Origin of the sequence: Paenibacillus sp. PK3_47, from assembly GCF_023520895.1 — a bacterium.
Classification (GTDB): domain Bacteria; phylum Bacillota; class Bacilli; order Paenibacillales; family Paenibacillaceae; genus Paenibacillus_AQ.
This window is the reverse complement of record NZ_CP026029.1, coordinates 988,737-1,012,446: the sequence shown is the minus strand read 5'-3', so window position 1 is coordinate 1,012,446 and position 23,710 is coordinate 988,737. Positions and strand designations below refer to the sequence as shown.

21 protein-coding genes are annotated in these 23,710 nt (G+C 49.7%); 18 read left to right on the top strand and 3 right to left on the bottom strand.

The features are described 5' to 3' along the window. The first annotated feature begins 21 nt into the window (after positions 1–21). The gene (locus tag C2I18_RS04705) at positions 22–477 is read left to right on the top strand and encodes a PNPOx family protein (protein WP_249900126.1); all 456 of its coding nucleotides are present in this window, start codon (positions 22–24) and stop codon (positions 475–477) included. 50 nt (positions 478–527) lie between these two features. Here the strand turns inward: C2I18_RS04705 and C2I18_RS04700 are convergent, their stop codons facing one another. After that, the gene (locus C2I18_RS04700) at positions 528–1,103 is read right to left on the bottom strand and encodes a YhcN/YlaJ family sporulation lipoprotein (protein WP_249900125.1); all 576 of its coding nucleotides are present in this window, start codon (positions 1,101–1,103) and stop codon (positions 528–530) included. A gap of 103 nt (positions 1,104–1,206) precedes the next feature. On the opposite strand from C2I18_RS04700, the gene C2I18_RS04695 reads away from it, so the two are divergent. Further along, positions 1,207–2,538 carry a PhoH family protein gene (locus tag C2I18_RS04695; RefSeq protein WP_249900124.1) on the top strand — a complete coding sequence of 444 codons (1,332 nt, stop codon included), beginning with the start codon at positions 1,207–1,209 and terminating at the stop codon, positions 2,536–2,538. A gap of 385 nt (positions 2,539–2,923) precedes the next feature. Beyond that, on the top strand, positions 2,924–4,156 hold the full coding sequence (locus tag C2I18_RS04690) for an extracellular solute-binding protein (RefSeq protein WP_249900123.1): 1,233 nt from the start codon (positions 2,924–2,926) through the stop codon (positions 4,154–4,156). On the opposite strand, the gene C2I18_RS04685 is transcribed toward C2I18_RS04690, so the two are convergent. After that, positions 4,148–5,218: a coiled-coil domain-containing protein gene (locus C2I18_RS04685; RefSeq protein WP_249900122.1), complete on the bottom strand. Its 1,071-nt coding sequence runs from the start codon at positions 5,216–5,218 to the stop codon at positions 4,148–4,150. The two genes, C2I18_RS04690 and C2I18_RS04685, sit on opposite strands and share 9 nt — an antisense overlap. A gap of 221 nt (positions 5,219–5,439) precedes the next feature. Beyond that, a complete protein-coding gene (locus C2I18_RS04680; RefSeq protein WP_249900121.1) occupies positions 5,440–5,676 on the bottom strand; it encodes a DUF2626 domain-containing protein in 237 nt (78 codons plus the stop codon). Positions 5,677–6,023: 347 nt separating this feature from the next. Between C2I18_RS04680 and C2I18_RS04675 the strand changes: the two genes are divergently transcribed. The 15 genes from C2I18_RS04675 to C2I18_RS04605 all read left to right on the top strand — a co-directional run bounded on the left by C2I18_RS04675 (position 6,024) and on the right by C2I18_RS04605 (position 23,686). Further along, entirely contained in the window at positions 6,024–6,674 is a 651-nt protein-coding gene (locus tag C2I18_RS04675; protein ID WP_249900120.1) for an RsfA family transcriptional regulator, read from the top strand. 131 nt (positions 6,675–6,805) lie between these two features. Continuing rightward, a complete protein-coding gene (locus C2I18_RS04670) occupies positions 6,806–7,786 on the top strand; it encodes a ketopantoate reductase family protein (RefSeq protein WP_249900119.1) in 981 nt (326 codons plus the stop codon). 6 nt (positions 7,787–7,792) lie between these two features. Beyond that, on the top strand, positions 7,793–8,179 hold the full coding sequence (locus C2I18_RS04665) for a DUF3397 domain-containing protein (protein ID WP_249900118.1): 387 nt from the start codon (positions 7,793–7,795) through the stop codon (positions 8,177–8,179). Positions 8,180–8,329: 150 nt separating this feature from the next. Then, a complete protein-coding gene (locus C2I18_RS04660) occupies positions 8,330–10,054 on the top strand; it encodes a peptide ABC transporter substrate-binding protein (RefSeq protein WP_249900117.1) in 1,725 nt (574 codons plus the stop codon). A gap of 217 nt (positions 10,055–10,271) precedes the next feature. Further along, a complete protein-coding gene (locus C2I18_RS04655; protein WP_249900116.1) occupies positions 10,272–11,204 on the top strand; it encodes an ABC transporter permease in 933 nt (310 codons plus the stop codon). 20 nt (positions 11,205–11,224) lie between these two features. Then, positions 11,225–12,154 carry an ABC transporter permease gene (locus tag C2I18_RS04650; protein WP_481857917.1) on the top strand — a complete coding sequence of 310 codons (930 nt, stop codon included), beginning with the start codon at positions 11,225–11,227 and terminating at the stop codon, positions 12,152–12,154. A gap of 13 nt (positions 12,155–12,167) precedes the next feature. After that, a complete protein-coding gene (locus C2I18_RS04645; RefSeq protein ID WP_249900114.1) occupies positions 12,168–13,163 on the top strand; it encodes an ABC transporter ATP-binding protein in 996 nt (331 codons plus the stop codon). Continuing rightward, entirely contained in the window at positions 13,160–14,080 is a 921-nt protein-coding gene (locus C2I18_RS04640; protein ID WP_249900113.1) for an ABC transporter ATP-binding protein, read from the top strand. The genes C2I18_RS04645 and C2I18_RS04640 overlap by 4 nt, the downstream gene beginning before the upstream one ends. Before the next feature lie 176 nt (positions 14,081–14,256). Beyond that, positions 14,257–15,888: a bacillithiol biosynthesis cysteine-adding enzyme BshC gene (gene bshC / locus C2I18_RS04635; RefSeq protein WP_249900112.1), complete on the top strand. Its 1,632-nt coding sequence runs from the start codon at positions 14,257–14,259 to the stop codon at positions 15,886–15,888. An 89-nt stretch (positions 15,889–15,977) separates the two neighbouring features. Continuing rightward, positions 15,978–17,249, top strand: a complete 1,272-nt coding sequence (locus tag C2I18_RS04630; RefSeq protein WP_249900111.1) for an adenosylhomocysteinase — start codon at positions 15,978–15,980, stop codon at positions 17,247–17,249. A 236-nt stretch (positions 17,250–17,485) separates the two neighbouring features. After that, a complete protein-coding gene (gene mraZ, locus C2I18_RS04625) occupies positions 17,486–17,923 on the top strand; it encodes a division/cell wall cluster transcriptional repressor MraZ (RefSeq protein ID WP_249900110.1) in 438 nt (145 codons plus the stop codon). A gap of 49 nt (positions 17,924–17,972) precedes the next feature. Then, a complete protein-coding gene (gene rsmH, locus C2I18_RS04620; RefSeq protein ID WP_249900109.1) occupies positions 17,973–18,926 on the top strand; it encodes a 16S rRNA (cytosine(1402)-N(4))-methyltransferase RsmH in 954 nt (317 codons plus the stop codon). Positions 18,927–18,950: 24 nt separating this feature from the next. After that, positions 18,951–19,343, top strand: a complete 393-nt coding sequence (locus C2I18_RS04615; protein WP_249900108.1) for a cell division protein FtsL — start codon at positions 18,951–18,953, stop codon at positions 19,341–19,343. A gap of 49 nt (positions 19,344–19,392) precedes the next feature. After that, positions 19,393–21,636, top strand: coding sequence for a PASTA domain-containing penicillin-binding protein (locus tag C2I18_RS04610; RefSeq protein WP_249900107.1), 2,244 nt, complete (start codon positions 19,393–19,395; stop codon positions 21,634–21,636). Positions 21,637–21,760: 124 nt separating this feature from the next. Continuing rightward, complete coding sequence (locus C2I18_RS04605; protein ID WP_249900106.1) at positions 21,761–23,686, top strand: stage V sporulation protein D; 1,926 nt, start codon at positions 21,761–21,763, stop codon at positions 23,684–23,686. Positions 23,687–23,710 lie beyond the last annotated feature (24 nt).

Genomic DNA, 23,710 nt, shown 5'->3' with positions numbered 1-23,710 from the left:
CCGCATAGGGGGCCTGTACTTATGTCCGAAGCCGTTGCTCAACTCAATGAATCCCTGCTAACGATGCTGCAGTCGGAGACTTTTGTTCTGCTTAACACTGTGGATGCGGAATCGGGAGGACCTACGTCCACCGCTATTTCCTGGATCTATGCAGTAAGCCCTTCTATCGTGCGCCTGGCGGTCGACCACCGTTCCAGACTGGTCAACAACATGAAGGTGAATCCAATGGTAACGATCACCATCTTTGGTGAGGGTACGGTTCATGCGATTAACGGCCGCGCTGCCGTGAGGCAGGATCCGCTTGCGGATGTGCCTTTTAAGATGTGCTGTTTTGATGTTGAAATTGAAGCGGTCCGCAACGCGCTGTTCTATGGCGCGCAGCTTGAGTCCGCCCCGAAATATGCGATAGTATACGATGCGCGTGCGGCTGAGAGGCTGGACTCGCAGGTTTTTGCCGCAATGAAAAAAGCCCAGTGATCCCTCACTAGGCTTTTTTTGCACATTGATGTTAAATTTTGCTGCAGGATTTACTGGCTATTGCCTTGGGGGCTGGTATCCTCCGGAAACTGCGGCATGATGCGGCCAATGATGTCAGCCATCTCTGCGCCGAAGCCGGACACCGGGTTTCCCCGGGAAATATGGCGGCCCATCTCGTTCAGCCTGCTTGTAATGTCGATATCTGCTGTTACGAGTGCTTTGACGCCCCGCGGATCTTTACGGATAGCCTCTGCGACAGAATATTTGATGTTTCCTACACGCGAACGCGTAAGTGAACCGTCAACGTCAATGCCGACCACAGCCGTATTGTTCATTACGACACAGTGGGCGCCGTCAACACCAGGCACTCTCATGGCCAATTGTTCAAAATGGTCTTTCAGTGCAGCATCGCTTTCCTCCTGAACATCAGAAGCCTGTCCGGTGTAATTCTCCGGATCTGCTGCAGTATTTCCGTTATCCGACAATGGAGTGACCCCGTAATTCCCCGGATCATTAACAGCATTTGCAGATTGTTTATCCTGAGGAGAGGGTGATGTCTCTTTATTAGCGATACCGCAGCTAGTCAGCAGCAGCAGTACCAGCAACAGACACATTGATTTTCTCATATAGCTTACTCCTTTCAGTTTGAATCATTATGTGATTTTATCTTGCCCTTGCTGAAAAGAGTTATGTATGATCAATCAAACCAGGCGCTGTGGAGGGGATACCATGAAAAAGATATTTGTTCTTGATACCAACGTGCTGTTGCACGACCCCAATTCGATCTTTGCTTTCAAGGAGCATGAGGTGGTCATACCTGCCGTAGTCCTGGAAGAAATCGACTCCAAGAAACGCAATGCCGATGAAATCGGCCGCAACGCCCGCACTGTGTCACGCTTGTTAGACGGACTCCGGGAGCTGGGCCACCTGCATAGCGGTGTGGTGCTTGCGCATGGAGGAACGCTGAAGGTGGAGCTTAACCACCGCAGCTTCGTAAAGGTACAGGAAATGTTCGGGGAAGTGTCCAACGACAACCGGATATTGGCTGTAGCGCTCAATTATCTCATAGAAGAGAATGAACAAGCTGAACCCCGTCCTGTGGTACTCGTAAGTAAAGATGTTCTGGTCCGTATCAAAGCTGATGTGCTCGGCATTACGCCTGAGGATTATTTATCCGACCGTACAGGAGATCTGAATGAGCTGTACTCGGGCTACCAGTCCTTGATGGTTCATCCCTCCCTGATTGATGAGTATTACAGCAACCGTTCCTTATCCGTAAAACAGCTGGCCCTGTCCTATCCGCTCTATCCGCATGAATTTGTCATTCTCAAGGATGAAATAGGCACCGGCAAATCTGCCCTGCTAAAAGTAAATAGTGATGCATCCCGCCTGGAGCCGCTGTATATGGGTAATGATGCCGTATGGGGAATCAGCGCCCGCAATGCCCAGCAGCGGATGGCGCTTGAATTGCTTCTGAATGAGGATATTCCGCTGGTAACCATCACCGGCAAGGCGGGAACAGGCAAGACACTGCTGGCACTCGCCGCAGGGCTGTTCAAGGTGGAGGATGAGCACCGTTACAAAAAACTGCTGATCGCCCGCCCGGTCGTACCGATGGGCAAGGATATCGGTTATCTCCCCGGTGAAAAGGATGAAAAGCTCCGTCCGTGGATGCAGCCGATCTATGACAACCTTGAGTTTCTGTTCGATACGAAGAAAGCCGGAGACATCGATAAAATCCTTATGGGACTGGGAAGTATCCAGGTGGAGGCCCTTACCTATATCCGCGGACGTTCCATTCCGGGACAGTTCATCATTATAGATGAAGCGCAGAACCTCTCCCGCCATGAGGTAAAGACCATCGTCTCCAGGGCCGGAGAGGGCAGTAAGGTGATCCTGATGGGCGACCCGGAGCAAATTGACCATCCTTATCTGGATGCGGCGAGCAACGGGCTCAGCTATATCGTCGAGAAATTCAAGCAGCAGGGCATCAGCGGGCATATCACTTTGGAAAAGGGCGAGCGTTCCCGCCTGGCCCAGCTGGCCGCAGACCTGCTATAACGACCTATACCAAAAGCCGGGAGAGCATCATCTCCCGGCTTTTTCCTGCCCAGCCCACTGAACGGCGAGGTCTGTATTTTTAACCTGAATTAAAGAGCTGCACAGAGGCGGAAGCAATGGAGGGGAAGTTTGGAACTGTAGGAGCGAATGCGTCCGCCTTTGTCTCCGGATTTAATCCGCTAAAAGCGGTACAAATCAAATAAATCTGGAGACAACAGCGGCCGGAAGTCCAAACATTCCCCGGAATTGCGCAATACGCCTGGAGCCATGAATTAAATTCAGATTTTTTATAGTACCTCTGCCGTTCTCCCGCCAAAGACAACATCGGGAACATCTGGTAAAATAAAGGGACAAACTTTTGTATGAGACGGGAAGGGGCTCCATCATGCTGAGACGCAAAAACTATTGGCTGCTGTTTGCAATATTGCTGCTGGCACTGACAGGCTTGTCGCCGAGCATGGAGCTGGACACCAATGAGGGCTCCTTCCCGCGGAACCAGCCGCTGAACCAGTCGGAGCGGCCGGCTTCAGGCGAGCAGGGCGCTGTGCAGAGCCTGCACGTCCGTGTGTCGCTTAACAACGAGGAGCTGCGTGAGCTTGAACGGATCAACAGCAATTACACACTGTCCAGCGGCGTGGAAGTCATACTGAGCAATGTGGACAGCGAAGAAACAGCGGAGAACCTGAAGAATGATTTGACGGTAGGGGAAAGTCCGGACATCATAATGACGGATGGACGGAATATCCCTGAGCTGGCCACTTCGGGCTATTTGCTCCCGGTGGATGTATATCAGAGTGTTCCGGGGAGCTCTCCGCTGACCGTGCTGATTCCCCAGATGCAGTGGAACGGATATGACTGGGGAGTACCGCTCGATATTGATCCTTATGTGCTGGTGTATTCTCCGGCACGTCTGCAGGAGCTGGGGCTTGAGCAGGCGCCAAAAAGTCTGGAAGACTGGAATGTAATACTGGGGCAGCTTCGTGAAGAGCAGAAAGCGGAGAAATATTTACTTGCCCTGGATACCCGTAATCCATACGGTTTTTCAGCGGTTCTGAAAAGTATGGGCTCTGCCGGCTGGTCTTCCGGAGATGATGAGGCACTGGAGTGGACCCAATATGCGCGGAGTTATTTCTATTTTACGAGCAGATTCAATGAGGAGATATGGAATCTGCTTCAAGAGGGAAGGCTCGCCGTAGCCGCGCTTCCGCTCTCAGAATGGCAAAAGCACGGCAATTCTTCGCTTGCAGCCGAACTGCCGCCGATTGACGGAAGCACCGCGAATAATTATATGTACAGCCGTTTTTTCGCGCTTCCGGCAGAATCAGATAATCCGGAAGCTGCGGTGGAATGGCTTGCCTATATTACCTCAAGTAGCGCCCAGCTGGAATGGCTTGAGAATACCGGGCGCCTGCCCGCTCTGGACGCCTTGTACCGGACAGGATTGCCGGAGATTGCCGGGCTTCCGTTTGATGCCGGGCAGCTGCTCTCAGACGAAGCGGTTACAGGGGAAGACACAGCAGGCAGATGGGGCGAAATCTCCGGTGCGGTAAAATCGCTGCTTACCGGCGAACTTGACGCTGCAGGGTTCAAAGAGATGCTGGCACAAGAGTCAGAATGAGATGGAGAGCTTGACATGCAGGACGCCATCCTTGCTCTCTACATCTGTGGCATGCAGGAAGGATACTATTTTCCCCGGATAAAAGCCCAGATCAAACTCCTCTTCCAGCGACTCGCGCGTGGAATCCGGCAGCTCCAGTCCATTAAAGACGACGTTGTCGACATGGAACATCAGCCCGCTCACCGGTTCCTCTTGAATCGTGTAATGACCGGTAAGCGTAAGGGACAAGCCTCCGCTGGTACCGGAAGCGGTGACCTGGCCATCTGCAAACTGGAAGGCAAAATCTTTAAAAAGAGGGTTTTGCGATACCAGAAAATCATTCAGGTCCTCCTGCTTCAGGGCGAGATGGTAGGTCATGCCTTTTCGGGTCAGCATCCCGTCGTGGCTCTGGACGAACTGCGGCAGATGATTCATCGCAGCGGATAAAGCTTTAAAATACGTTTTTACCTCATGAAGACCGATGTTCTCCCAATACCTCGTAAATTCCTCCAGCAGTGCACTCAGGCTCTCGGGGTCACTGCTGTCTCTGATTCCGCCCTCGATTTCTTCATTCAAAGCGGCCACACGTATCTTTTGCTCTGTAAGACTCGCCTTGAGCTGCTCCAGCTCCTGGGCACTGCGCTGTGCAGTAAGAATTACAGACTTCAAATCTTTATACTGCTCCTTGTATTGCGTTAATATATCACGATCCCTGCCGATAATAATTTCATAATAATCATATAAGGCGAGCAGTCTGCCGATACTTTTGGCTGAGAGCAGGGCTCCGAGCAGGCCGTCCCGGTCTCCCATATAATAAGCACGGATGACAGCACCGGCACGTTCCTGCTGTTCAGAAATGGCGGTTTCTTTGTCCGCAGCCTCTTTCTGCAGCAGGTTTACCTTTTTTTCAAGGACAGACTGTTCGGCGGTAATTCTTATAATTTCACGTTCGATCTCAGCCGAAGACAGGCTCTGCTCCAGCAGCTTGCGGGTTTCGGCGTTATCCGGAATATCAGGTCCAGGAGCGGAAAATGAGGCCCCGGAGCTGGCGGACAGCTGAGCAGCCCGTGTTAGCGGCAGCATAGTGCAGAGGAGCAGCATGAGCAGGAAGAACAACTTTCGGCGAGTATTTTTACAGGAGAGCACGACACCACCACCTTATGCAATAAAAATGTATGTACTATTAATATGTTTTGTCCTGTTAAAATATCATACCCTGTTTATCGGCCGGAGACCTAAAAAATACAACAAAAAAAACGGAAACGCTCCTTATGCAAGGAACATATCCGTTTTGTGAGCGGATTTTATAGCGGTAGACCCATTTGGAAGACTGTCCAGTAGCTGAATCCGCTGAAGGCAACGATCATGTACCCCCAGAAGAGCAGAACGTAGGTCTTTTCCGTAAATTTCATATAGCCCAGGATTACAAAAAATGCGGTTTGTAAAAAGAAGAGCAGAGCCATTTCGGTCAGATCCCCGGCAAATGCCATGAGTCCAATCGTCAGCGTGAAAAAACCGAGTACGCGAAACATGCGGTCCAAAGAGAGTACCCCCTTTAAGAAATGTCTCCCGAATAATCATTCTTAAGAGTAATTATACCCTCTGCTGAAAAGCCTGTAAACGAATTCATTGAAAAAATTATGCATTTTTATAAGTTTTATGATTTATGTAATTGACGTATCCGTTTTGCACCAGAACTCAGAATTTATAGCAGCGAGAGTATGATGTGTGGACAAAATGGAAATACAATTTAGTATCAAATAGATTCTATGAACTCTATTAGAGGCATAGAAATGGAGTAAGCAGCTTTTATCCCTATTCACTACCCGGCGGAGCTGCCGGTTATGAAGATGGTTATTTCAAGATGTTGTTAGGAGGGTTAGGCTTTATGACAGCCGTTAGACAAGATGCTTGGAGCGCAGAAGATGATTTGATATTGGCGGAAATAACGCTGCGTCATATCCGGGAGGGCAGCACACAGCTTGCCGCGTTTGAAGAGGTGGGCGAAAAAATCGGCAGAACCTCGGCGGCATGCGGTTTCCGCTGGAACAGCTGTGTCCGCAAAAGCTATGAAGATGCCATAAGCATCGCTAAGGGCCAGCGACAGAAGCGCAGTTATCTGAAGAAACAGCCGGTGAACAGGGGGGCCCAGGTAGCAGGGCTGATCCTCGGGGACGTTGAAGAGGAATACGGGCGGAGCGAAGGACTGAATGAAAATTCGTTATCTATTGATGCCGTAATCCGGTTTCTCAGACAATGGAAAGGAACGTTTCAGGAGGCAGGACGCCAGCTGAAAATGCTGGAAAGAGATCTGCGTGAAAAGGAAGAAGAACTGATTGAATTAAGGACAGAGAATGAGCGTTTGTCCAAAGAGGTCAATCTGGCCCAAAGCGATTACCGTGTGGTGAACGATGATTACAAGGCTCTGATTCAAATTATGGACCGCGCCCGCAGACTGGCTTTCCTCAATGAAGAAGAAGAAGAAATGAAGACACGGTTCAAAATGGATGCTAATGGTAACCTGGAGCGCATGGAATAGGTATCAGTTTAAGCATAACCCGCAAATCAGCTGGCCGGACGGCAGAGCATTTGCGGTTTTTTGTTTTTGCTTTTGCAAAGTCTGGCGGGATATAATGAGGGGAAATTATTGGAAGACTGCGGGGGGCTGACATGAAAATAGATATTATAGGTGCGGGATCCATAGGCTTGCTGCTGGCCGGGAAGCTTATTCAATCTGGAAACGGCGTCAGGCTCTGGTGCCGCAGTGAAGAACAAAGCCGGGCGCTTAAACACAGCGGACTGGGCATCAGCTATGAGAACGGACAGGCAGCAGTTGTCATAGCAGGAGATACGTTCAGTGCAGCATCTGTACATGGCTTTGCTGAAGCATATCTTCATGAGCCTGGCGACTGGACGGCAATCACGGTCAAGCAGAACGCGCTTCATTATGAAATGCCGGAAATATTCAGTCCTCTCAGCGGGAGCCGCTTGAATATTCTCTGTTTTCAAAATGGATACGGCCATTTAGAGTTTCTCAGGGAATTGCTGCCTGAGGCATCCATATGGGCTGCCGTAACTACCGAAGCGGCCAAAAGAAAAACCGCAAACGGGGTTATTCACGCAGGAAAAGGAGAACTATATATCGGAAAGGACTGGAACAGCAAGAAGTTACTTGCAGCAGAGAAACAGGAGGAGGGAAACACTTCTGTAAGAACTCTTATTAAACAACTCAGATCAGCAGGATTTTCCGCCCATTTGTCGAATGACATGGATACCATGATTTACCGGAAACTCTTGATCAATGCCGTAATTAATCCGCTCACCGCGATCTGGCGCATCAGGAATGGTGAACTGCTTGCCTCTGAAGAGCGTATTCAGTTAATGAAGGAACTCTATAAGGAAGCTATCAGTGTATATGATGCCTGCGGGATACGTTATGAGGACGGCGCCTGGGAGAACATTTTATCGGTCTGCCGTGCTACATCGGGCAACATTTCTTCTATGCTTGCCGATGTTACGGCCCTGAGGGCGACTGAAGTTCGCTGGATTAACGGATACATAGTGGATATGGGAGAGCGCTGCGGGGTACAGGTACCGCTGAACCGCTGGGTTTGCCGGATGGTAGAAGGCATGATGGTGAGGGAGAGGTGAGGCTGTTTGGAGATTTTGACAAATTCATTTATTACTTTAAGCGTCATCCCGGTTGTACCTTTTTTACTTGTTTATTTTATAGGCATTGGGCTCAAAAAAGAGAAAAGAAGTACTTTATTTCTGGCCATGGATATCACTACAATTTTTTTATTATTATCCGTATCGGCCTTGTTCAATAACATCTTCAATTCACAATTCGGATTTTTTCTTATACTAATTATTGTATTAATATCCGCCGGACTGATTGGAGGCGCCCAAAACAGGTTGAAAGGAAAAGTGGACGGAAAACGGTTACTTCGGGCAGTTTGGCGGCTTTCATTCTTTTTTCTGGGCGCCTGTTATGTGCTGTTCATGATCACAGGCCTTATCCGCTACATATCACAAGCGATGTAATGTTCCGCTGCTCCGGTGAAGCGTCAATGTCACAAAATTTTAAAGTTTTAAAAAAAATCTGTTTTCAGAAAATATTGCTCTAGATTTTTTTGACCACTGGTTGTATAATCATAAACCATATACCACATTCTATTTAGGGGGAACTGCTAGATGAAGAAGAGTAAAAGTCTATTGCTCATGATTGCATTGGTTCTCGTAATCGGCACAGTGCTTGCTGGTTGCGGCGGAAACAATGCAGCCAACAGCGGTAACAATGCCAGCCCGACGAACGCGCCGGCGACTGACAATGCAGGCAACACGAACACAGGTACAGACGGCGAAGAGAAATTGGCTGCTGACCAAACGCTCAAAATCAACCTGAGCTCCGAGCCTCCGACATTTGATCCGCAACAAGCGCAAGACAGTACTTCCAATGCAATCCTGAAATTGATGTACGAAGGTCTTACCCGTCAAAATGCAGAAACAGGACAAGCTGAAGAAGGTATGGCTGAGTCTTGGGAAATTTCCCCTGACGGTCTTGTGTACACGTTCAAAATTCGTGATGCACAATGGAGTAACGGCGACCCTGTAACTGCAAACGATTTTGCATTTGCATGGCAGCGTGTACTTGATCCAAATGCTGAGCAAGCTGCTCCTTACGCTTACCAGCTGTACTACATCAAAGGTGCTGAAGATTTCAACACCGGCAAGATTACTGATTTCAGCCAAGTTGGCGTAAAAGTAATTGACGACAAAACTCTTGAAGTTACACTGGCTAACCCGACACCTTATTTCCTGGGTCTGCTGTCTTTCTATACGTACTACCCAGTACACAGCTCCGCTGCTGACAACGCAAAATGGGCAACTACTGTTGAAACCCAAATCACTAACGGACCTTTCACTCTGACTGAGTGGACTACTGGACAATCCCTGGCTGTAACTAAGAACCCGAACTACTATGCAGCTGATCAAATCAAAGCACAAGCCATCAACTTCTCCATCGTAAACAGCGGCGCAACTGAGCTGCTGAGCTACAAGAACGGTGAGCTTGACCGTGCAGGCGGCCCGATCGGTGAAATTCCAACCGAGCAGCTGCCAATCGTTGAGAAAGAACTGCCTAACGAATTTGTAAGAAAAGGTATTGCCAGCGTTTACTACTACCAGTTCAATGTAACTGAAAAACCATTTACTAACGCTAAAATCCGTAAAGCTTTGGCTATGGCGATTGAACGTCAGCCAATCATTGATAACATCACTCTTGGCGGACAAATCCCGGCATTTGGTTTCGTTCCTCCAGGTATCCAAAGTAATGGTGAAGAATTCCGTACTTCCGTAGATGATTCCCAATACTTTGGTGAAAATGTAGAAGAAGCTAAAACATTGCTTGCTGAAGGTCTGGCTGAAGAAGGTCTGGATAAACTGAGCTTCACCCTTTCCTACAATACTAGTGAAGGTCACCAAAAGATTGCGGTTGCCGTAGCTGATATGTGGAAAAAGGCGCTCGGCGTTGAAGTTAAACTGGAAAACAAAGAGTGGGGCGTTTTCCTCGAAGACAAAACTAACCTGAACTACCAAGTAGCACGTGCAGGCTGGTCCGCGGATTACAATGATCCAATGACTTACCTGGATATGTGGGTAACCGGCGGCGGTAACAACGACACTGGATACTCCAACCCTGCGTATGACAAACTGATCCAAGAAGCAAAAACTTCTTCGGACAACGCTGTTCGCCAAGAGAAATTCGCAGCAGCTGAAAAACTCATTATGGATGACATGATTGTTATTCCGATCTACTACTACACTAACAACTCCCTGAACAAAGAATACCTCAAAGGTGTAACTCTTGACTTCAGTGGTGCAATCGACCTGTCCCGTGCTTACCTGCTTGAGCACTAGGATCCAATAAAGATAACCAAATACAGTAATATAATAGTCTGAAGTTTTTATATTACTTCGGGATATATATGTGGAACTCCATATATATCCCTTTTTTTTGTATTGGGTGATAAATGCGATTATTTGGGAAAAATAGAAATTTGATCAAATAGACAAATGATTGTTTTTTCCTTACAATAGGTAAGTAAAAATATTGTCGAAGGAGGTGATGGCGGGCATGGTTCGTTATATTTTCAACAGATTTCTCCATATGGTAGTTTCGCTGTTTGTCTTGATTTCTGCGACCTTTTTCCTAATGAAAGCAATTCCGGGCGATCCGTTTACATCCGAGAAAAAAATTCCTGAACAAATTCTGCAGCGCTTGTACGCGCAGTATAATTTGGACAAGCCCGTCTTTGAGCAGTACGTGCTTTATCTGAAGAACATTCTTAAGGGTGACCTCGGCATTTCCATGAAGATGCTGAATCAGGAAGTAACTGATATTATTTCACAAACCTTCTCCTCATCGCTGAAGCTTGGTGTAGTCGCTATTATCGTAGCAGTTATTGTTGGTGTGGCACTGGGTATGCTTGCAGCCTTGTATCACCGGAGATTGATTGATAATATCGCAATGGTGTTGGCTGTTCTCGGTATCGCGGTACCGAGCTTTGTTGTGGCTTCACTTCTGCAATACCTGCTGGCATATCACTGGAAGATTTTCCCTGTTATGGGCTTCCAGGGGCCGATGAACTATTTCCTCCCGGTTATGGCTCTGACGGCGTCTCCGATAGCCGTAATAGCCCGTCTAACCCGTTCAAGTATGCTTGAGGTGCTGCATTCTGATTACATTAAAACAGCAAAGGCAAAAGGCCTCAGCTGGATGTCAATCCTTGCCCGTCACGTACTGCGTAACGGTATTATGCCGGTAATCACTTATGTGGGACCCATGACTGCAAACATCATTACCGGTTCGGTAGTTATTGAGCAGATCTTCGGTATCGGCGGTATCGGTAAACAGTTCGTACAAGCTATTAATACCCGTGACTATCCTATCATTATGGGTATCACCATTTTCTACGGCGTCATTCTGATGGTTGCACGTTTCCTCACAGACGTCGCTTATGTTGCTGTTGATCCGCGTATTAAACTGGCTGGAGGAAAGGAGGACTAACGTTGGCTGCAAATAACAATATGGTTTCACCGCAAGTGGAATTGAAGCCTGAGGATTTCCGTAAAATCGGGATTGATGAAAAAGAAGCGGAAGTCATTCAACGAGAAAGCCTCTCCGCTTGGCAGGATGCGTGGCAGCGCCTGCGCCAGAACAAACTGGCTATGACAGCGCTGGTGATTATGCTTTTGATTGTAATTATGGCTATTGTAGCCCCGCACTTGGTTCCTTACACATATGATTCAAATGATTTGATGAGCACGAACAAACCGCCATCATGGGAACATTTATTTGGAACAGATGATTTTGGACGCGACGTATTTGTCCGTACCTGGATGGGTGCCCGTATTTCCTTGATTGTTGGTCTTGCTGCTGCGTGTATCGACTTGATCTTCGGTGTCATTTACGGCGGGATCATGGGATTCTTCGGCGGACGTGTCGACACCATCATGAACAAGTTCTCTGAAATTTTGTATTCGATTCCTTACCTGCTTGTTGTAATTATGCTGCTCGTTGTATTTGAACCGAGTCTGTGGACCATTATCCTTGCCCTGACCATTACCGGCTGGATTAATATGTCGTGGATTGTCCGCGGCGAAATTATGCAGCTGAAGAACCGCGAGTTCATTTTGGCCTCCCGTTCGATGGGTGCAGACTGGAAACGTCTGCTGTTCAAGCATTTGCTTCCGAATGCAATGGGACCTATCATCGTTACCGTGACACTTTCCGTACCAAGTGCCATTTTCTCTGAAGCCTTCCTGAGCTTCCTGGGTCTGGGTGTACAAGCACCGGTTGCTTCACTCGGTTCGATGATCAATGACTCCCTTACAGGATGGATGTACTACCCATGGCGTATGATTTTCCCTGCGCTTGTAATCAGCTTGACCATGCTTTCCTTTAACATTTTTGGTGACGGACTCCGCGACGCATTGGATCCTAAGCTGAAAAAATAGGAGGTGATCATTGATGGAGCCCATTCTGCAGGTTAAAGATTTGCATGTCTCTTTTTTTGTAAAAGGCGGAGAAGTACAGGCTGTCCGCGGAATGAATTTTGAAGTAGGCAAAGGTGAAACGGTAGCTATTGTCGGGGAATCCGGCAGCGGCAAAAGCGTTACAGCGCAGTCGATTATGCGGCTTGTTCCTACGCCGCCCTCCAGAGTAAAACAGGGCGAGATTATTTTTCAAGGACAGAATCTGCTGAATAAAAGCATGAAACAAATGGAAAGCATTCGCGGCAAAGATATTGGCATGATATTTCAAGACCCGATGACTTCTTTGAACCCAACGATCAAAGTTGGTAAACAGTTAACCGAAGTTTTGATCAAACATCAGAATATGTCAGCGGCCGAAGCGAAGAGGCAAGGTATTGAAATGCTGGGGTTAGTCGGCATTAACAATGCGGAGGCTCGCTTTAACCAATATCCCCACGAATTCTCCGGCGGAATGCGCCAGCGTGTAATGATAGCCATTGCACTCGCCTGCCGCCCGGCTCTGCTTATTGCGGATGAGCCGACAACAGCGCTTGACGTAACCATTCAGGCGCAAATCATGGACGTTATGAAAGACATGCAGCAAAAACTGGGAACTTCCATCATTTTGATCACCCACGATCTCGGAGTTGTGGCCGGCATGTGCGACCGGGTTATCGTAATGTATGCCGGTGAAGTAGTAGAAACAGGTACCAGATGGGAAATCTTCAAGAATCCTCAGCATCCGTACACAAAGGGACTGCTGCGGTCGATGCCCCGCCTGGACCAAAAGAAGGGTGAGCCGCTGATTCCGATCATCGGGACTCCCCCGGATCTGATTAAGCCGCCGGTCGGCTGTCCGTTTGCCGCGCGTTGCAGCGAAGCAATGCATGTCTGCGGACAAATCGATCCCGGCGTTACAGAATTCAGCGGAACGCATATGGCGCGCTGCTGGAATCTGCATTCGATGGCCAAGGAGGTGCAGTACGTTTGAGTAAGAACCTGATTGAAGTTGAAGGTCTTAAGAAGTATTTTAATGTAGGCAAAGGTAAAGTTCTTAAGGCTGTTGATAATGTTAATTTCTCGATTCGCGAAGGTGAAACCCTGGGAATGGTAGGGGAATCCGGCTGCGGTAAGACTACTGCCGGCCGTACGGTTCTTCGTCTTTACGAACCGACTGCGGGAAGCGTGAAGTATAACGGTACTGATATTTATAAACTATCCCCGGGCAAAATGAAGGCACTGCGCCGTGACATGCAGATGATCTTTCAGGATCCGTACGCCTCGCTTAATCCGCGGCTGACCGTTTCTGATATCATCGGTGAAGCCCTGGACATCCACGGGTTGTCCGGCAGCCGTGCGGAGCGCAAAAAACGGATTGAAGAGCTGCTGGATATGGTTGGTCTTAACCATGACCACGCTACCCGTTATCCGCACGAATTCTCTGGCGGTCAGCGCCAGCGGATCGGGATTGCCCGTTCACTTGCAGTAAATCCGAAATTTATTGTCTGTGATGAACCGATCTCCGCACTTGACGTGTCTATCCAGGCGCAGGTTGTCAACCTGCTTAAGGAACTCCAGGAGCGTCTTGGACTGACTTACCTGTTCATCGCGCATGATTTGTCCATGGTTAAGCATATCAGTGACCGCGTAGCGGTAATGTACCTGGGCAGAATGGTTGAACTGGCAGAGAGTGAAGAGCTTTACGCTAATCCGATTCACCCGTATACCAAGTCGCTGTTGTCGGCGATTCCGGTTCCGGATCCGGAAATTGAAGCCAACAAAAAGCGCATTATTCTGCATAACGAGCTTGGCAGCCCGATTTATGCGGCTGATGAGAAAAGCAATGACAGCGATTTTGAGCTTGTGGAAGTATCCAAAGGCCACTTTGTTGCCAAGGCATTTGCTTAAGAGTCAGTCCGGAATTGTATCAAGCCTGCTGCGATTTTCGCCCTGAAAATTGCATCAGGCTTTTGCTGTTCAATGCTTTGCTTTGACGCAGCACCCGACTTTGGATACAATCATAAAGAGTTTAAGAATTTTATGTTTACATATAGCAGGCAGAGTAGAACAGGAGGCACTAGCAGATGAACGTAATACCGGAACCGCTCGCGGGCGGATCTGCGCTCGCAGGCGACTATATATACCATTATGACAAGGTTCAGCATTTGTACGGCGGGGATTTCAGAAATGAGGCAAGCAGAGCCCGCCGGGCAGACTGGCTGGATAGCAGTGAGGAACGCAGGGCTGACCGCTTTCAGGTAGCTTCAGTGCTGCGGAGTTATAATGAACAACACAACTCCCATGCTGAAGTCATGCATTCCCTGGCACTGCTTGAGCAGCCGGGCACGCTTGTGGTCAGCGGCGGACAGCAAAGCGGCCTGTTTACAGGCCCGCTGTTTGTTATATACAAAGCCATGACCACCATTCTTGCGGCCAAAGAAGCCGCAGAACAGCTTGGCCGTCCTGTAGTGCCGCTGTTTTGGATCGCCGGTGAGGATCATGACTGGGACGAAGTGAATCATACCTTTGTACTGAACCGTTCGGGAGAAGTCACCCGCATTAAAGTGGACAAACCTGAAGGCCCGAGGTCTTCTGTCAGCAGTATTCTTATAGAAGAAGGAGACTGGCTGCAGATTGTTGAGCAGCTGGACGGATTGCTTCAGGACAGTGAATTTAAACCGCAGATTATGGAGTTTATCCGCAAATCCTCAGGTTCAGCGGAAAGCATGAGCGATGCTTTTGCGAAGCTTGTTGGATCCTTGTTCGGCCGGTTCGGTCTGATTCTGCTGGATTCTGCCGATCCTGCTCTCCGCAGACTGGAACAGCCATTTTTTGCCGAACTGATTGATCGTAATGATGAGCTGGAGGCAGCTTACAAGCAATCGGCTTCGGAAATAACTGCCGGCGGGTATGAACTGCAGGCTGATGTGACCCCTGGCAATGCAAATCTCTTCTATATATATGGAGGTGCGCGCCTGCTTCTGCATAAAGAGGGGGGACGTTTCACTGACCGCAAGGGACGCGTCTCTTTTTCAAAGGAAGAGTTACTGGCTGAGCTTGAGAATCACCCGGAACGCTTCAGCAACAATGTGCTGACACGCCCGCTAATGCAGGATTATGTGCTGCCCGTGCTGGGAACGGTTCTGGGCCAGGGTGAAATCGCATATTGGGCTATCCCGCAGGCTGCATTCGGGGTGGTCGGGGGGCAGATGCCGCTGATTCTTCCGCGGATGTCTTTTACCATTATTGAGGGTACGCTGCAAAAGCATATGGACAAGTACGGCCTCTCCTTTAGTGATGTGCACCAGGGTCTGGAACAAAAAAGAAAAGAGTGGCTGAAAGCTCAGGATGAACTGGAGCTGGGACGCCGGTTTGATGAGGTTAAGGATGCTTTTACCGCGATGTATGAGCCGCTCATTGAACAGCTGGGAAGTATACAGGCAGGCCTGCTTAAGCTGGGCAGCAACAATAAAGAGAAGATTCTGGACCAGATTGCTTTTCTGCAGGGAAAGGCGCAGGATGCGATGGAGAACCAGAATGAAGCAGCACTCCGCCAGTGGGAACGGATTGAGCTTTCACTGATGCCTCAGGGCAAACCGCAGGAAAGAGTATACAATGTCATGTTTTACCTGAACCGCTACGGCCTCGCCTGGCTGGATGAGCTGATGGCCATCCCTGCCGATTTCAGCGGGACACACCGTATTATTTATATGTAGGAAAAAAGCGAATGCTTCCGAAGCGGGTTTTTGCGAAGAATGCCCCATGAAGCATAGGCTTCAAAAACTTTTAATCCAGGAGGTTTATCATGAGTTCATTGTCGAAACAAAACAGTATTGTCGCCGATATGTCGCTCGCGCCTGAGGGACATCTCAAAATCGACTGGGTCCGCCAGCATATGCCGGTGCTGAACCGGATCCGTGAGCAGTTTGAAGCCGAGCAGCCGTTTAAAGGGCTGAAGGTGTCAATTACGCTTCATCTGGAAGCAAAAACGGCTTATTTGGCAAAGGTTGTGCAGGCCGGCGGCGCCGAAGTGACGATTACCGGCTCCAATCCGCTCTCGACACAGGATGATGTGTGTGCAGCGCTTGTCGAAGACGGCATTACAGTATTCGCTAAATACAATCCTTCACCGGAGGAATTCAAGGCGCTGAACATAAAGGCGCTGGAGAGCAAGCCGGATCTGATTATTGATGACGGCGGAGATTTCGCTACGCTGCTGCATTCGGAGCGTCCGGATCTGATGGAGAATATCCGCGGCGGTGCTGAAGAGACAACTACGGGAATTATCCGGCTGAAGGCACTGCAAAAGCAGGGCATTCTGAAGTTCCCGATGGTAGCTGTCAATGATGCTTACTGCAAGTATTTGTTCGATAACCGTTACGGTACAGGCCAATCGGCCTGGGATGGCATTGTCCGTACAACCAACCTGATTGTTGCCGGTAAAACTGTAGTTGTTGTAGGCTACGGCTGGTGCGGAAAAGGTGTGGCTATGCGTGCTAAAGGCCTCGGCGCCAACGTCATCGTTACTGAAGTGGATGCAATCAAAGCTGTTGAAGCGCATATGGACGGATTCCATGTCATGCCGATGCTGGAAGCTGCCAAACAGGGTGACTTCTTCGTAACAGTTACAGGCAACCGTTATGTAATCCGCGGCGAGCATTACGATGTGATGAAGGACGGCGCGATCCTGTGTAATGCCGGGCACTTCGACGTTGAAGTGAACAAGCCGGAGCTGGCGGATAGATCGGTATCCCAGCGCACGGTCCGCAAAAATATTGAGGAATATCAGCTGAAGGACGGACGCAAACTGTACCTGCTGGCAGAAGGCAGACTCGTAAATCTGGGAGCGGCCGACGGCCATCCGGCAGAGATTATGGATACGACCTTTGCACTGCAGGCCCTTTCGCTTAAATATGTAAATGACAACTACAAGAACATTGGTGTAAAAGTTGAAAATGTTCCTTACGATCTGGACGAACAGGTAGCCCGCTACAAGCTGGAGAGCCTGGGGATCTCAATCGACAGCCTGACTCCGGCACAGGTCGAGTATTTGGACAGCTGGAATCTGAACGACTAATCGTTGTCTCATTACACAGCAAAAGCCCGGCAGCACCATTGGCCGGGCTTTTTGCTGTGCTATATTCCGGAGAATAAACGGGTGCGATGGGATTTGAACACTTTATGTCTTGACAAATAAGAAAAAATTACCTCGTACATGAAAAAGGTTTTTGATTTTTGATGGCGAATCTATTATGCTTAGGTGGTGTAAAGTGGGGTAAAGTGGGGAATCGGTAACAAGGGGTGGGGAAAGATATGTTCATGGGGGAATTCCAGCATACCATCGACGACAAGGGCCGAATCATTATTCCGGCCAAGTTCCGTGAGTTGCTTGGAAGCTCCTTTGTAGCGACCCGCGGCCTCGACTCCTGCTTGTTTGTTTATCCCATGGAAGAATGGGGAATCATGGAGCAAAAGCTCAAAAGCCTTTCACTGATGAAATCGGATGCCCGTGCCTTCAGCCGTTTCTTTTTTTCGGGAGCGACCGAATGTGTATGGGACAAGCAAGGCAGGGTGAATCTGCCGGGTAATTTGCGGCAGTATGCCAAGCTGGACAAGGACTGTGTAATTCTGGGCGTTTCGAACCGGGTGGAGATCTGGAACAAGGAGCTATGGGAGCAGTACTTCGAACAGTCAGAGGAATCGTTCAACGAGATTGCCGAGAAATTGGTGGATTTCAATTTTGATCTATAACACATACATTTTTTTTTAGAATTCGAATACTGCCCTGGAGGGATGCAGCTTGTTTCACCACATCACGGTGCTTAAGGAAGAAGCGACAGAAGGGCTGCGCATCAAGAAGGATGGCATCTATGTCGATTGTACGCTTGGAGGCGCGGGACACAGTTCTCTTATCGCGTCCAAGCTCAGCGGGCAAGGCCGGCTGATCTGTCTGGATCAGGATGATTGGGCTTTGGAGAACGCAAAAGAGAAGCTGGCCGAATACGGAGAGAAGGTTGTGACGGTCAAAACTAACTTTCGCGACCTTGAGTACGTGCTCAGGGACCTTCCGTTTGTGCCCAAGAAGGACGGCGTACCGCAGGTAGATGGAATCCTGTTTGATCTTGGTGTATCTTCGCCCCAGTTTGATGAAGGGGAACGGGGGTTCAGCTATAATCATGATGCTCCGCTGGATATGCGGATGGATCAGTCCGCACTCTTGACCGCAGCCGAAATCGTGAATACATGGCCGGAGCAGGAAATCGCCCGTGTGCTTTTCCAGTATGGGGAAGAGAAGTTTTCACGCAGGATTGCCCGGAAGATTGTAGAGCGCAGAGAAGTTCGGCCGGTGGAGAGTACGGGAGAATTGGCCGAGCTGATCAAGGAAGGTATACCTGCAGCCGCGCGCAGAACGGGGGGGCATCCCGCCAAACGCAGCTTTCAGGGTCTCAGAATTGCTGTTAATGACGAGCTTGGCGCATTCGAGGAAGGGCTGCATGGAGCAGTGCGTTGTCTCGCACCCGGAGGAAGAGTGTCGGTGATTACCTTTCACTCTCTGGAAGACCGGATCTGCAAACAGATTTTCAGCAGCTATTTAAGCAAATGTACTTGTCCGCCTGACTTTCCGTTTTGTGTATGCGGCGCAGAAGGCACTGTCAAGTTAGTTAACCGCAAGCCTCTGGTGCCTTCCGAGGAAGAACTCGAGCTTAACCCGCGCGCCCGTTCAGCAAAACTGCGCATCGCAGAGAAATTATAAAATGACGATAAAGGAGAGTCAGAGATGGCCTATACCCGCGGCAATTTAGCAGTTCAACCGAAAAGAAAAGAAGAGGTAAATCCGCTTTACCGCGAGAAGAAAAAAGTCGTCACCAGGCGGCATGGACTTCCGCTGCAGGAGAAACTTTTGTATATGCTGACACTGGGCGTATTTGTGCTCGTAGCAGTGACTCTGATATCACGATACGTCCATATTTATGATTTGAACCTGCAGGCGCAAAAGCTGGACAGCGAAATTGCCCAGAACAAGAAGCAAATTGGCATTTATCAGATGGAAAAGCAGAAGCTTGAGCAGACGGTAGCCCAGAGAGCTAAAGAGCAGGGATATGTGACTCCGGATGCGGATAAAACCATCCGTGTCTCGGCGGACAATCCGGCAAGCGGCAGTGACAAGTAATTGGCAGCTGACTGCAGCTGCACAACAATAGAGGTTGTGAGGTTTGCTTATGGTAAAAAGAATAAAACTTCGCACGCTGTTTATAGGAGGGTGTATTACCCTCTTTTTTCTTGTTTTGGTCGTCCGGGTATTCTGGATTCAGGTTCTGCAGAGTGATTTTTGGCAGGAAAAAGCGGCTGCGCAGTGGGCGCATACGTCGGAGATTAAAGCGGTACGCGGGACGATTGAAGACCGTAACGGTAACATTCTGGCCAGCGATGTGCCTGCTTATACCGTCGTTGTGGATCCTGAGGTCATTAACGAGCTGGGAATCGGAGAAGAGGTCATCCAGGGACTGCATGATCTGCTAGACAAGCCGGTTGCTGAGCTGAAGAAGCTGGTGGAAGCCAAGAATGAGAAAGGCGAATACCTGAAAAACCGGGAAATCCGCAACGAAGGCTGGAAAATCGACGAAGAACTGAAGAATAAAGTAGAGGATTTCATTAAGAAGCTTCGTGAAGGCCACGATATTATCGAGACCGGCGTTGGTCTGGTAAGAGAACAGAAGCGTTATTATCCTCAGGGCAGCCGTGCGGCACATATCTTAGGATACACCGACCGGGACGGCAATGCCGTGATGGGAATGGAATCTTATTTTGACAAGCAGCTCAAAGGCACCAACGGCAAGCTGCTCTATCAAAGTGACGGTAAAGGAATCAAGCTGCCAAACTCGCAGGATACGTACCAGCCGGTTGTAAATGGCAGCAATTTCAAGCTGACGATCGACAGCACCATTCAGTATTATATTGAAGAAGCAATGGCCAAGGCGTATGCAGAATATAAGCCGAAGAGCATAACGGTAATCGCTGCTGACCCGAACACGATGGAGATTCTAGGCCTCGCGAATATGCCGACCTTTAATCCGAATGAGTTCTGGAATTATGCTTCTGATCCCGGAGTATTCTTCAATCATGCCATCAAAACGAGATTTGAACCAGGCTCCACGTTCAAGATTGTGCCGCTTGCCGGAGCAGTGGAGGAGAATTTGTTCGATCCGGATGCAACCTTCATGTCCGGTTCGATCCGCATCAAGGGGTACGGCAAGCCGCTGTATGACCAGAAGAGAGCCGGTTATGGCGAAATCTCCTTCCTGGAAGGCGTGAAGCGTTCAAGTAACGTAGCCTTCGTCAAGCTTGGCTATGAAATGCTCGGTCCGGAACGGCTGCTGCAATACGTGAACGATTTTGGATTTAACAATCTGACCGGTATTGATCTGCCGGGTGAAGTCAGCGGAATCGTCAATCCAACAGCGAATAATGCTTCGGAGAATGCGACGATTGCCTACGGGCATGGTAAAGTGCTTGTCACGCCGATTCAGCAGCTGACTGCCGTCTCAGCCATCGCCAACGGCGGCAAGCTGATGGTGCCGCATGTGGTCAAGGAGATCACCGATCCCAATACGGGCAAAACTACCGTAACCCAGCCGCAGGTAGTGCGTCAGGTTATATCTGAAGAAAGCGCCAGGGAAACCAGCAGCTATCTGGAGCAGGTCGTTGCCGACCTTGACCATGGAACCGGACGCCATGCTTACATTGAAGGCTACAGGGTAGCAGGCAAGACCGGTACGGCAATCAAACCTGACGGCAAGGGTGGATATGACCGGGACAAGGTGCGCTCTTCCTTCCTGGGATACGCACCGGCTGATAATCCGAAGATTGCAGTCTATGTCGTCATTGACGAGCCTGCGGATGCTGCTGGCGGCGGTGCTGCGGCGGGTCCGGTATTCAAGGAGATTGTATCCCAGACCCTGCAATATATGGGTGTGCCTAAGCTGGAAGAAAGTTCTGCGGACAGCAGCGGACAGACAGCGAAGACAGAAGTTGCTGCCATGCGTTCCACGCCTGATCTTACGGGCAAAACCGTGAAGGAAGCCAAAGAGCTTCTGCTGGCTCAAGGCTATGACTTTGAAGCGGTGGGTACCGGAGCTGCTGTGGTAAGCCAATACCCTGAGAAGGATACTCCGCTTGCTGCCGGCCAACGCATTTATATCCTCAGCCAGCAGGGTGACAAGCTGGTGATCCCGGATTTAAGGGGGCAGTCACTCCGCGATGCCCTGGAAATCCTTAACCTTCTGAAAGTAGGGATTGCCGTGGAGGGAGAAGGCTATGTCCAGGAACAGACCGAGGGCGTCAAGAACGGCAAGACAACTGTAACGCTGACGCTGAATCCGATTAATGAATATGGCGAAGATATCCCGGTTACGGTGCCGGAGGATGGAGAACAGGGCAGCGATCCGGATGCGGAAACCAACTAAACAGAATTAGCGGCAGTGCGATTCAGAGGAGCAGGTATATAAGGCTTGTTCTAAGCCCTGTTTGTCCCGAATAGTCATGAGATAAGTGATCATGTCTAATCGAGGGAAAGCGGGGAGAACGAAAATGAAGGTTTCAAAAGTCATCACCCGGCGCAGAATGCTGTGGACGCTGCTGGGACTGGCATTATTGTTCGGATCGCTGGCCGTACGTCTGGCTTATGTACAGCTGTTTCAGGGGGAGAAGTTAAGCGCAAAAGCGGAGGAATCCTGGCGCCGCAATATTCCTTATACCGCCAAACGCGGTAAAATACTGGACCGCGGGGGTGCCCCGCTGGCTTATAATGTCAGCTCGCCGACTGTTTATGCGGTTCCTGTACAGGTGAAGGATAAGCAAAAGACGGCACAGCAGCTGGCTCCGCTTCTCGGAATGACCGAGGAGAAGCTGGCGGCTTTGATGTCCAAACGGGAGTCATCGGTGAAGCTACAGCCCGGCGGCCGCAAAATTACGATGGAGCTTGCTGCGAGCATCCGTGATTTGCAGCTGCCGGGCATCGTTGTGGCTGAGGATAACAAACGCTTTTATCCTTATGGGGATCTGGCGGCACATATTCTTGGATTCACAGGAATCGATAATCAGGGGATTACAGGAGTCGAGAGCATTTACGACAAGCTGCTGAAGGGAATTGGCGGGAATGTGTCCTATCTGTCTGATGCGGGGGGACGGCTTATGCCGGGTTCATCGGAGAAATATACCGAGCCCCAGGAAGGCCTGAGCCTGCAGCTGACCATCGACAAGCAGATTCAGTCCATTATGGAACGGGAGCTGGACCAGGCGATGGTGAAATATCAGGCACAGGGTGCCTGGTCGATTGCCATGAATCCGAAGAACGGTGAAATCCTGGCTATGGCAAGCCGCCCGGGCTATGAGCCTGAAAATTATAAAGAATATGATCCCAAGGTATATAACCGCAATCTGCCGATTTGGATGACATACGAGCCGGGTTCCACCTTCAAGATCATAACGCTCGCTGCTGCACTGGAAGAGGGCAAGGTTGATCTGATGAACGAGCATTTTTTTGATCCGGGTTATGTTGAGGTCGGCGGAGCCAAGCTGCGCTGCTGGAAGAAGGGCGGCCATGGCAGCCAAACCTTCCTTGAAGTGGTGGAGAACTCCTGCAATCCGGGATTTGTGGCACTGGGGCAGCGTCTCGGGAAGGATTCCTTATTCCAGTACATCCGCAACTTCGGCTTTGGCGCAAAAACAGGCATTGATCTGAACGGTGAGGCCAGCGGCATCCTGTTCAAGCTTTCACAGGTTGGTCCGGTGGAGCTGGCTACGACGGCCTTCGGCCAGGGCGTATCGGTCACTCCCCTTCAGCAGATCGCAGCGGTGTCCGCGGCGATTAATGGCGGGAAATTGTATACCCCCCATGTTGCCAAGGCATGGATAAACCCGGAAACGGGACAGACCGTATCGCAAGTGGAGCCTGAAATGGTGCGGCAGGTTATTTCGGAGGAGACCTCGAAAAAGGTGCGTGCTGCCCTTGAGAGCGTAGTTGCCAAAGGCACGGGAAGGCCGGCATTTATTGACGGTTACCGTGTGGGAGGCAAGACAGGGACGGCACAAAAAGTCATCAACGGACGTTATTCTGCGACAGAGCATATTGTATCCTTTATCGGCTTTGCACCAGCAGATGATCCGCAAATCGTGGTCTATACGGCGGTGGATAACCCGAAAGGCATCCAGTTCGGAGGGGTGGTTGCAGCTCCAATCGTACAGAACATTTTGGAGGATGCGCTTCACGTGCTGAAGGTTCCGGAACGCAAAGACCAGCTCCCCAAAACTTATAAGTACGGCGAGACTCCGATTGTGACGGTTCCGGATCTTACCGGAGCTACAGTACAGGACATTTATGAGGATCTCAACATGAATTTTTCCCTTGTCCGTTCGGGTACCGGTAATACGGTAATTAATCAAGCTCCCAAAGCGGGAGCAAGGGTAGAGCAGGGTTCGACCATCCGGATATATATGGGAGCTTCCAGTGAATAATATTTACAAGAGAATGCATCTGAC

Coding starts and splice junctions, on each gene's coding strand:
- C2I18_RS04705 (WP_249900126.1), top strand. CDS start 22: ATGTCCGAAGCCGTTGCTCAACTCAATGAATCCCTGCTAACGATGCTG.
- C2I18_RS04700 (WP_249900125.1), bottom strand. CDS start 1,103: ATGAGAAAATCAATGTGTCTGTTGCTGGTACTGCTGCTGCTGACTAGC.
- C2I18_RS04695 (WP_249900124.1), top strand. CDS start 1,207: ATGAAAAAGATATTTGTTCTTGATACCAACGTGCTGTTGCACGACCCC.
- C2I18_RS04690 (WP_249900123.1), top strand. CDS start 2,924: ATGCTGAGACGCAAAAACTATTGGCTGCTGTTTGCAATATTGCTGCTG.
- C2I18_RS04685 (WP_249900122.1), bottom strand. CDS start 5,218: ATGCTGCCGCTAACACGGGCTGCTCAGCTGTCCGCCAGCTCCGGGGCC.
- C2I18_RS04675 (WP_249900120.1), top strand. CDS start 6,024: ATGACAGCCGTTAGACAAGATGCTTGGAGCGCAGAAGATGATTTGATA.
- C2I18_RS04670 (WP_249900119.1), top strand. CDS start 6,806: ATGAAAATAGATATTATAGGTGCGGGATCCATAGGCTTGCTGCTGGCC.
- C2I18_RS04660 (WP_249900117.1), top strand. CDS start 8,330: ATGAAGAAGAGTAAAAGTCTATTGCTCATGATTGCATTGGTTCTCGTA.
- C2I18_RS04655 (WP_249900116.1), top strand. CDS start 10,272: ATGGTTCGTTATATTTTCAACAGATTTCTCCATATGGTAGTTTCGCTG.
- C2I18_RS04650 (WP_481857917.1), top strand. CDS start 11,225: ATGGTTTCACCGCAAGTGGAATTGAAGCCTGAGGATTTCCGTAAAATC.
- C2I18_RS04645 (WP_249900114.1), top strand. CDS start 12,168: ATGGAGCCCATTCTGCAGGTTAAAGATTTGCATGTCTCTTTTTTTGTA.
- bshC (WP_249900112.1), top strand. CDS start 14,257: ATGAACGTAATACCGGAACCGCTCGCGGGCGGATCTGCGCTCGCAGGC.
- C2I18_RS04630 (WP_249900111.1), top strand. CDS start 15,978: ATGAGTTCATTGTCGAAACAAAACAGTATTGTCGCCGATATGTCGCTC.
- mraZ (WP_249900110.1), top strand. CDS start 17,486: ATGTTCATGGGGGAATTCCAGCATACCATCGACGACAAGGGCCGAATC.
- C2I18_RS04615 (WP_249900108.1), top strand. CDS start 18,951: ATGGCCTATACCCGCGGCAATTTAGCAGTTCAACCGAAAAGAAAAGAA.
- C2I18_RS04610 (WP_249900107.1), top strand. CDS start 19,393: ATGGTAAAAAGAATAAAACTTCGCACGCTGTTTATAGGAGGGTGTATT.
- C2I18_RS04605 (WP_249900106.1), top strand. CDS start 21,761: ATGAAGGTTTCAAAAGTCATCACCCGGCGCAGAATGCTGTGGACGCTG.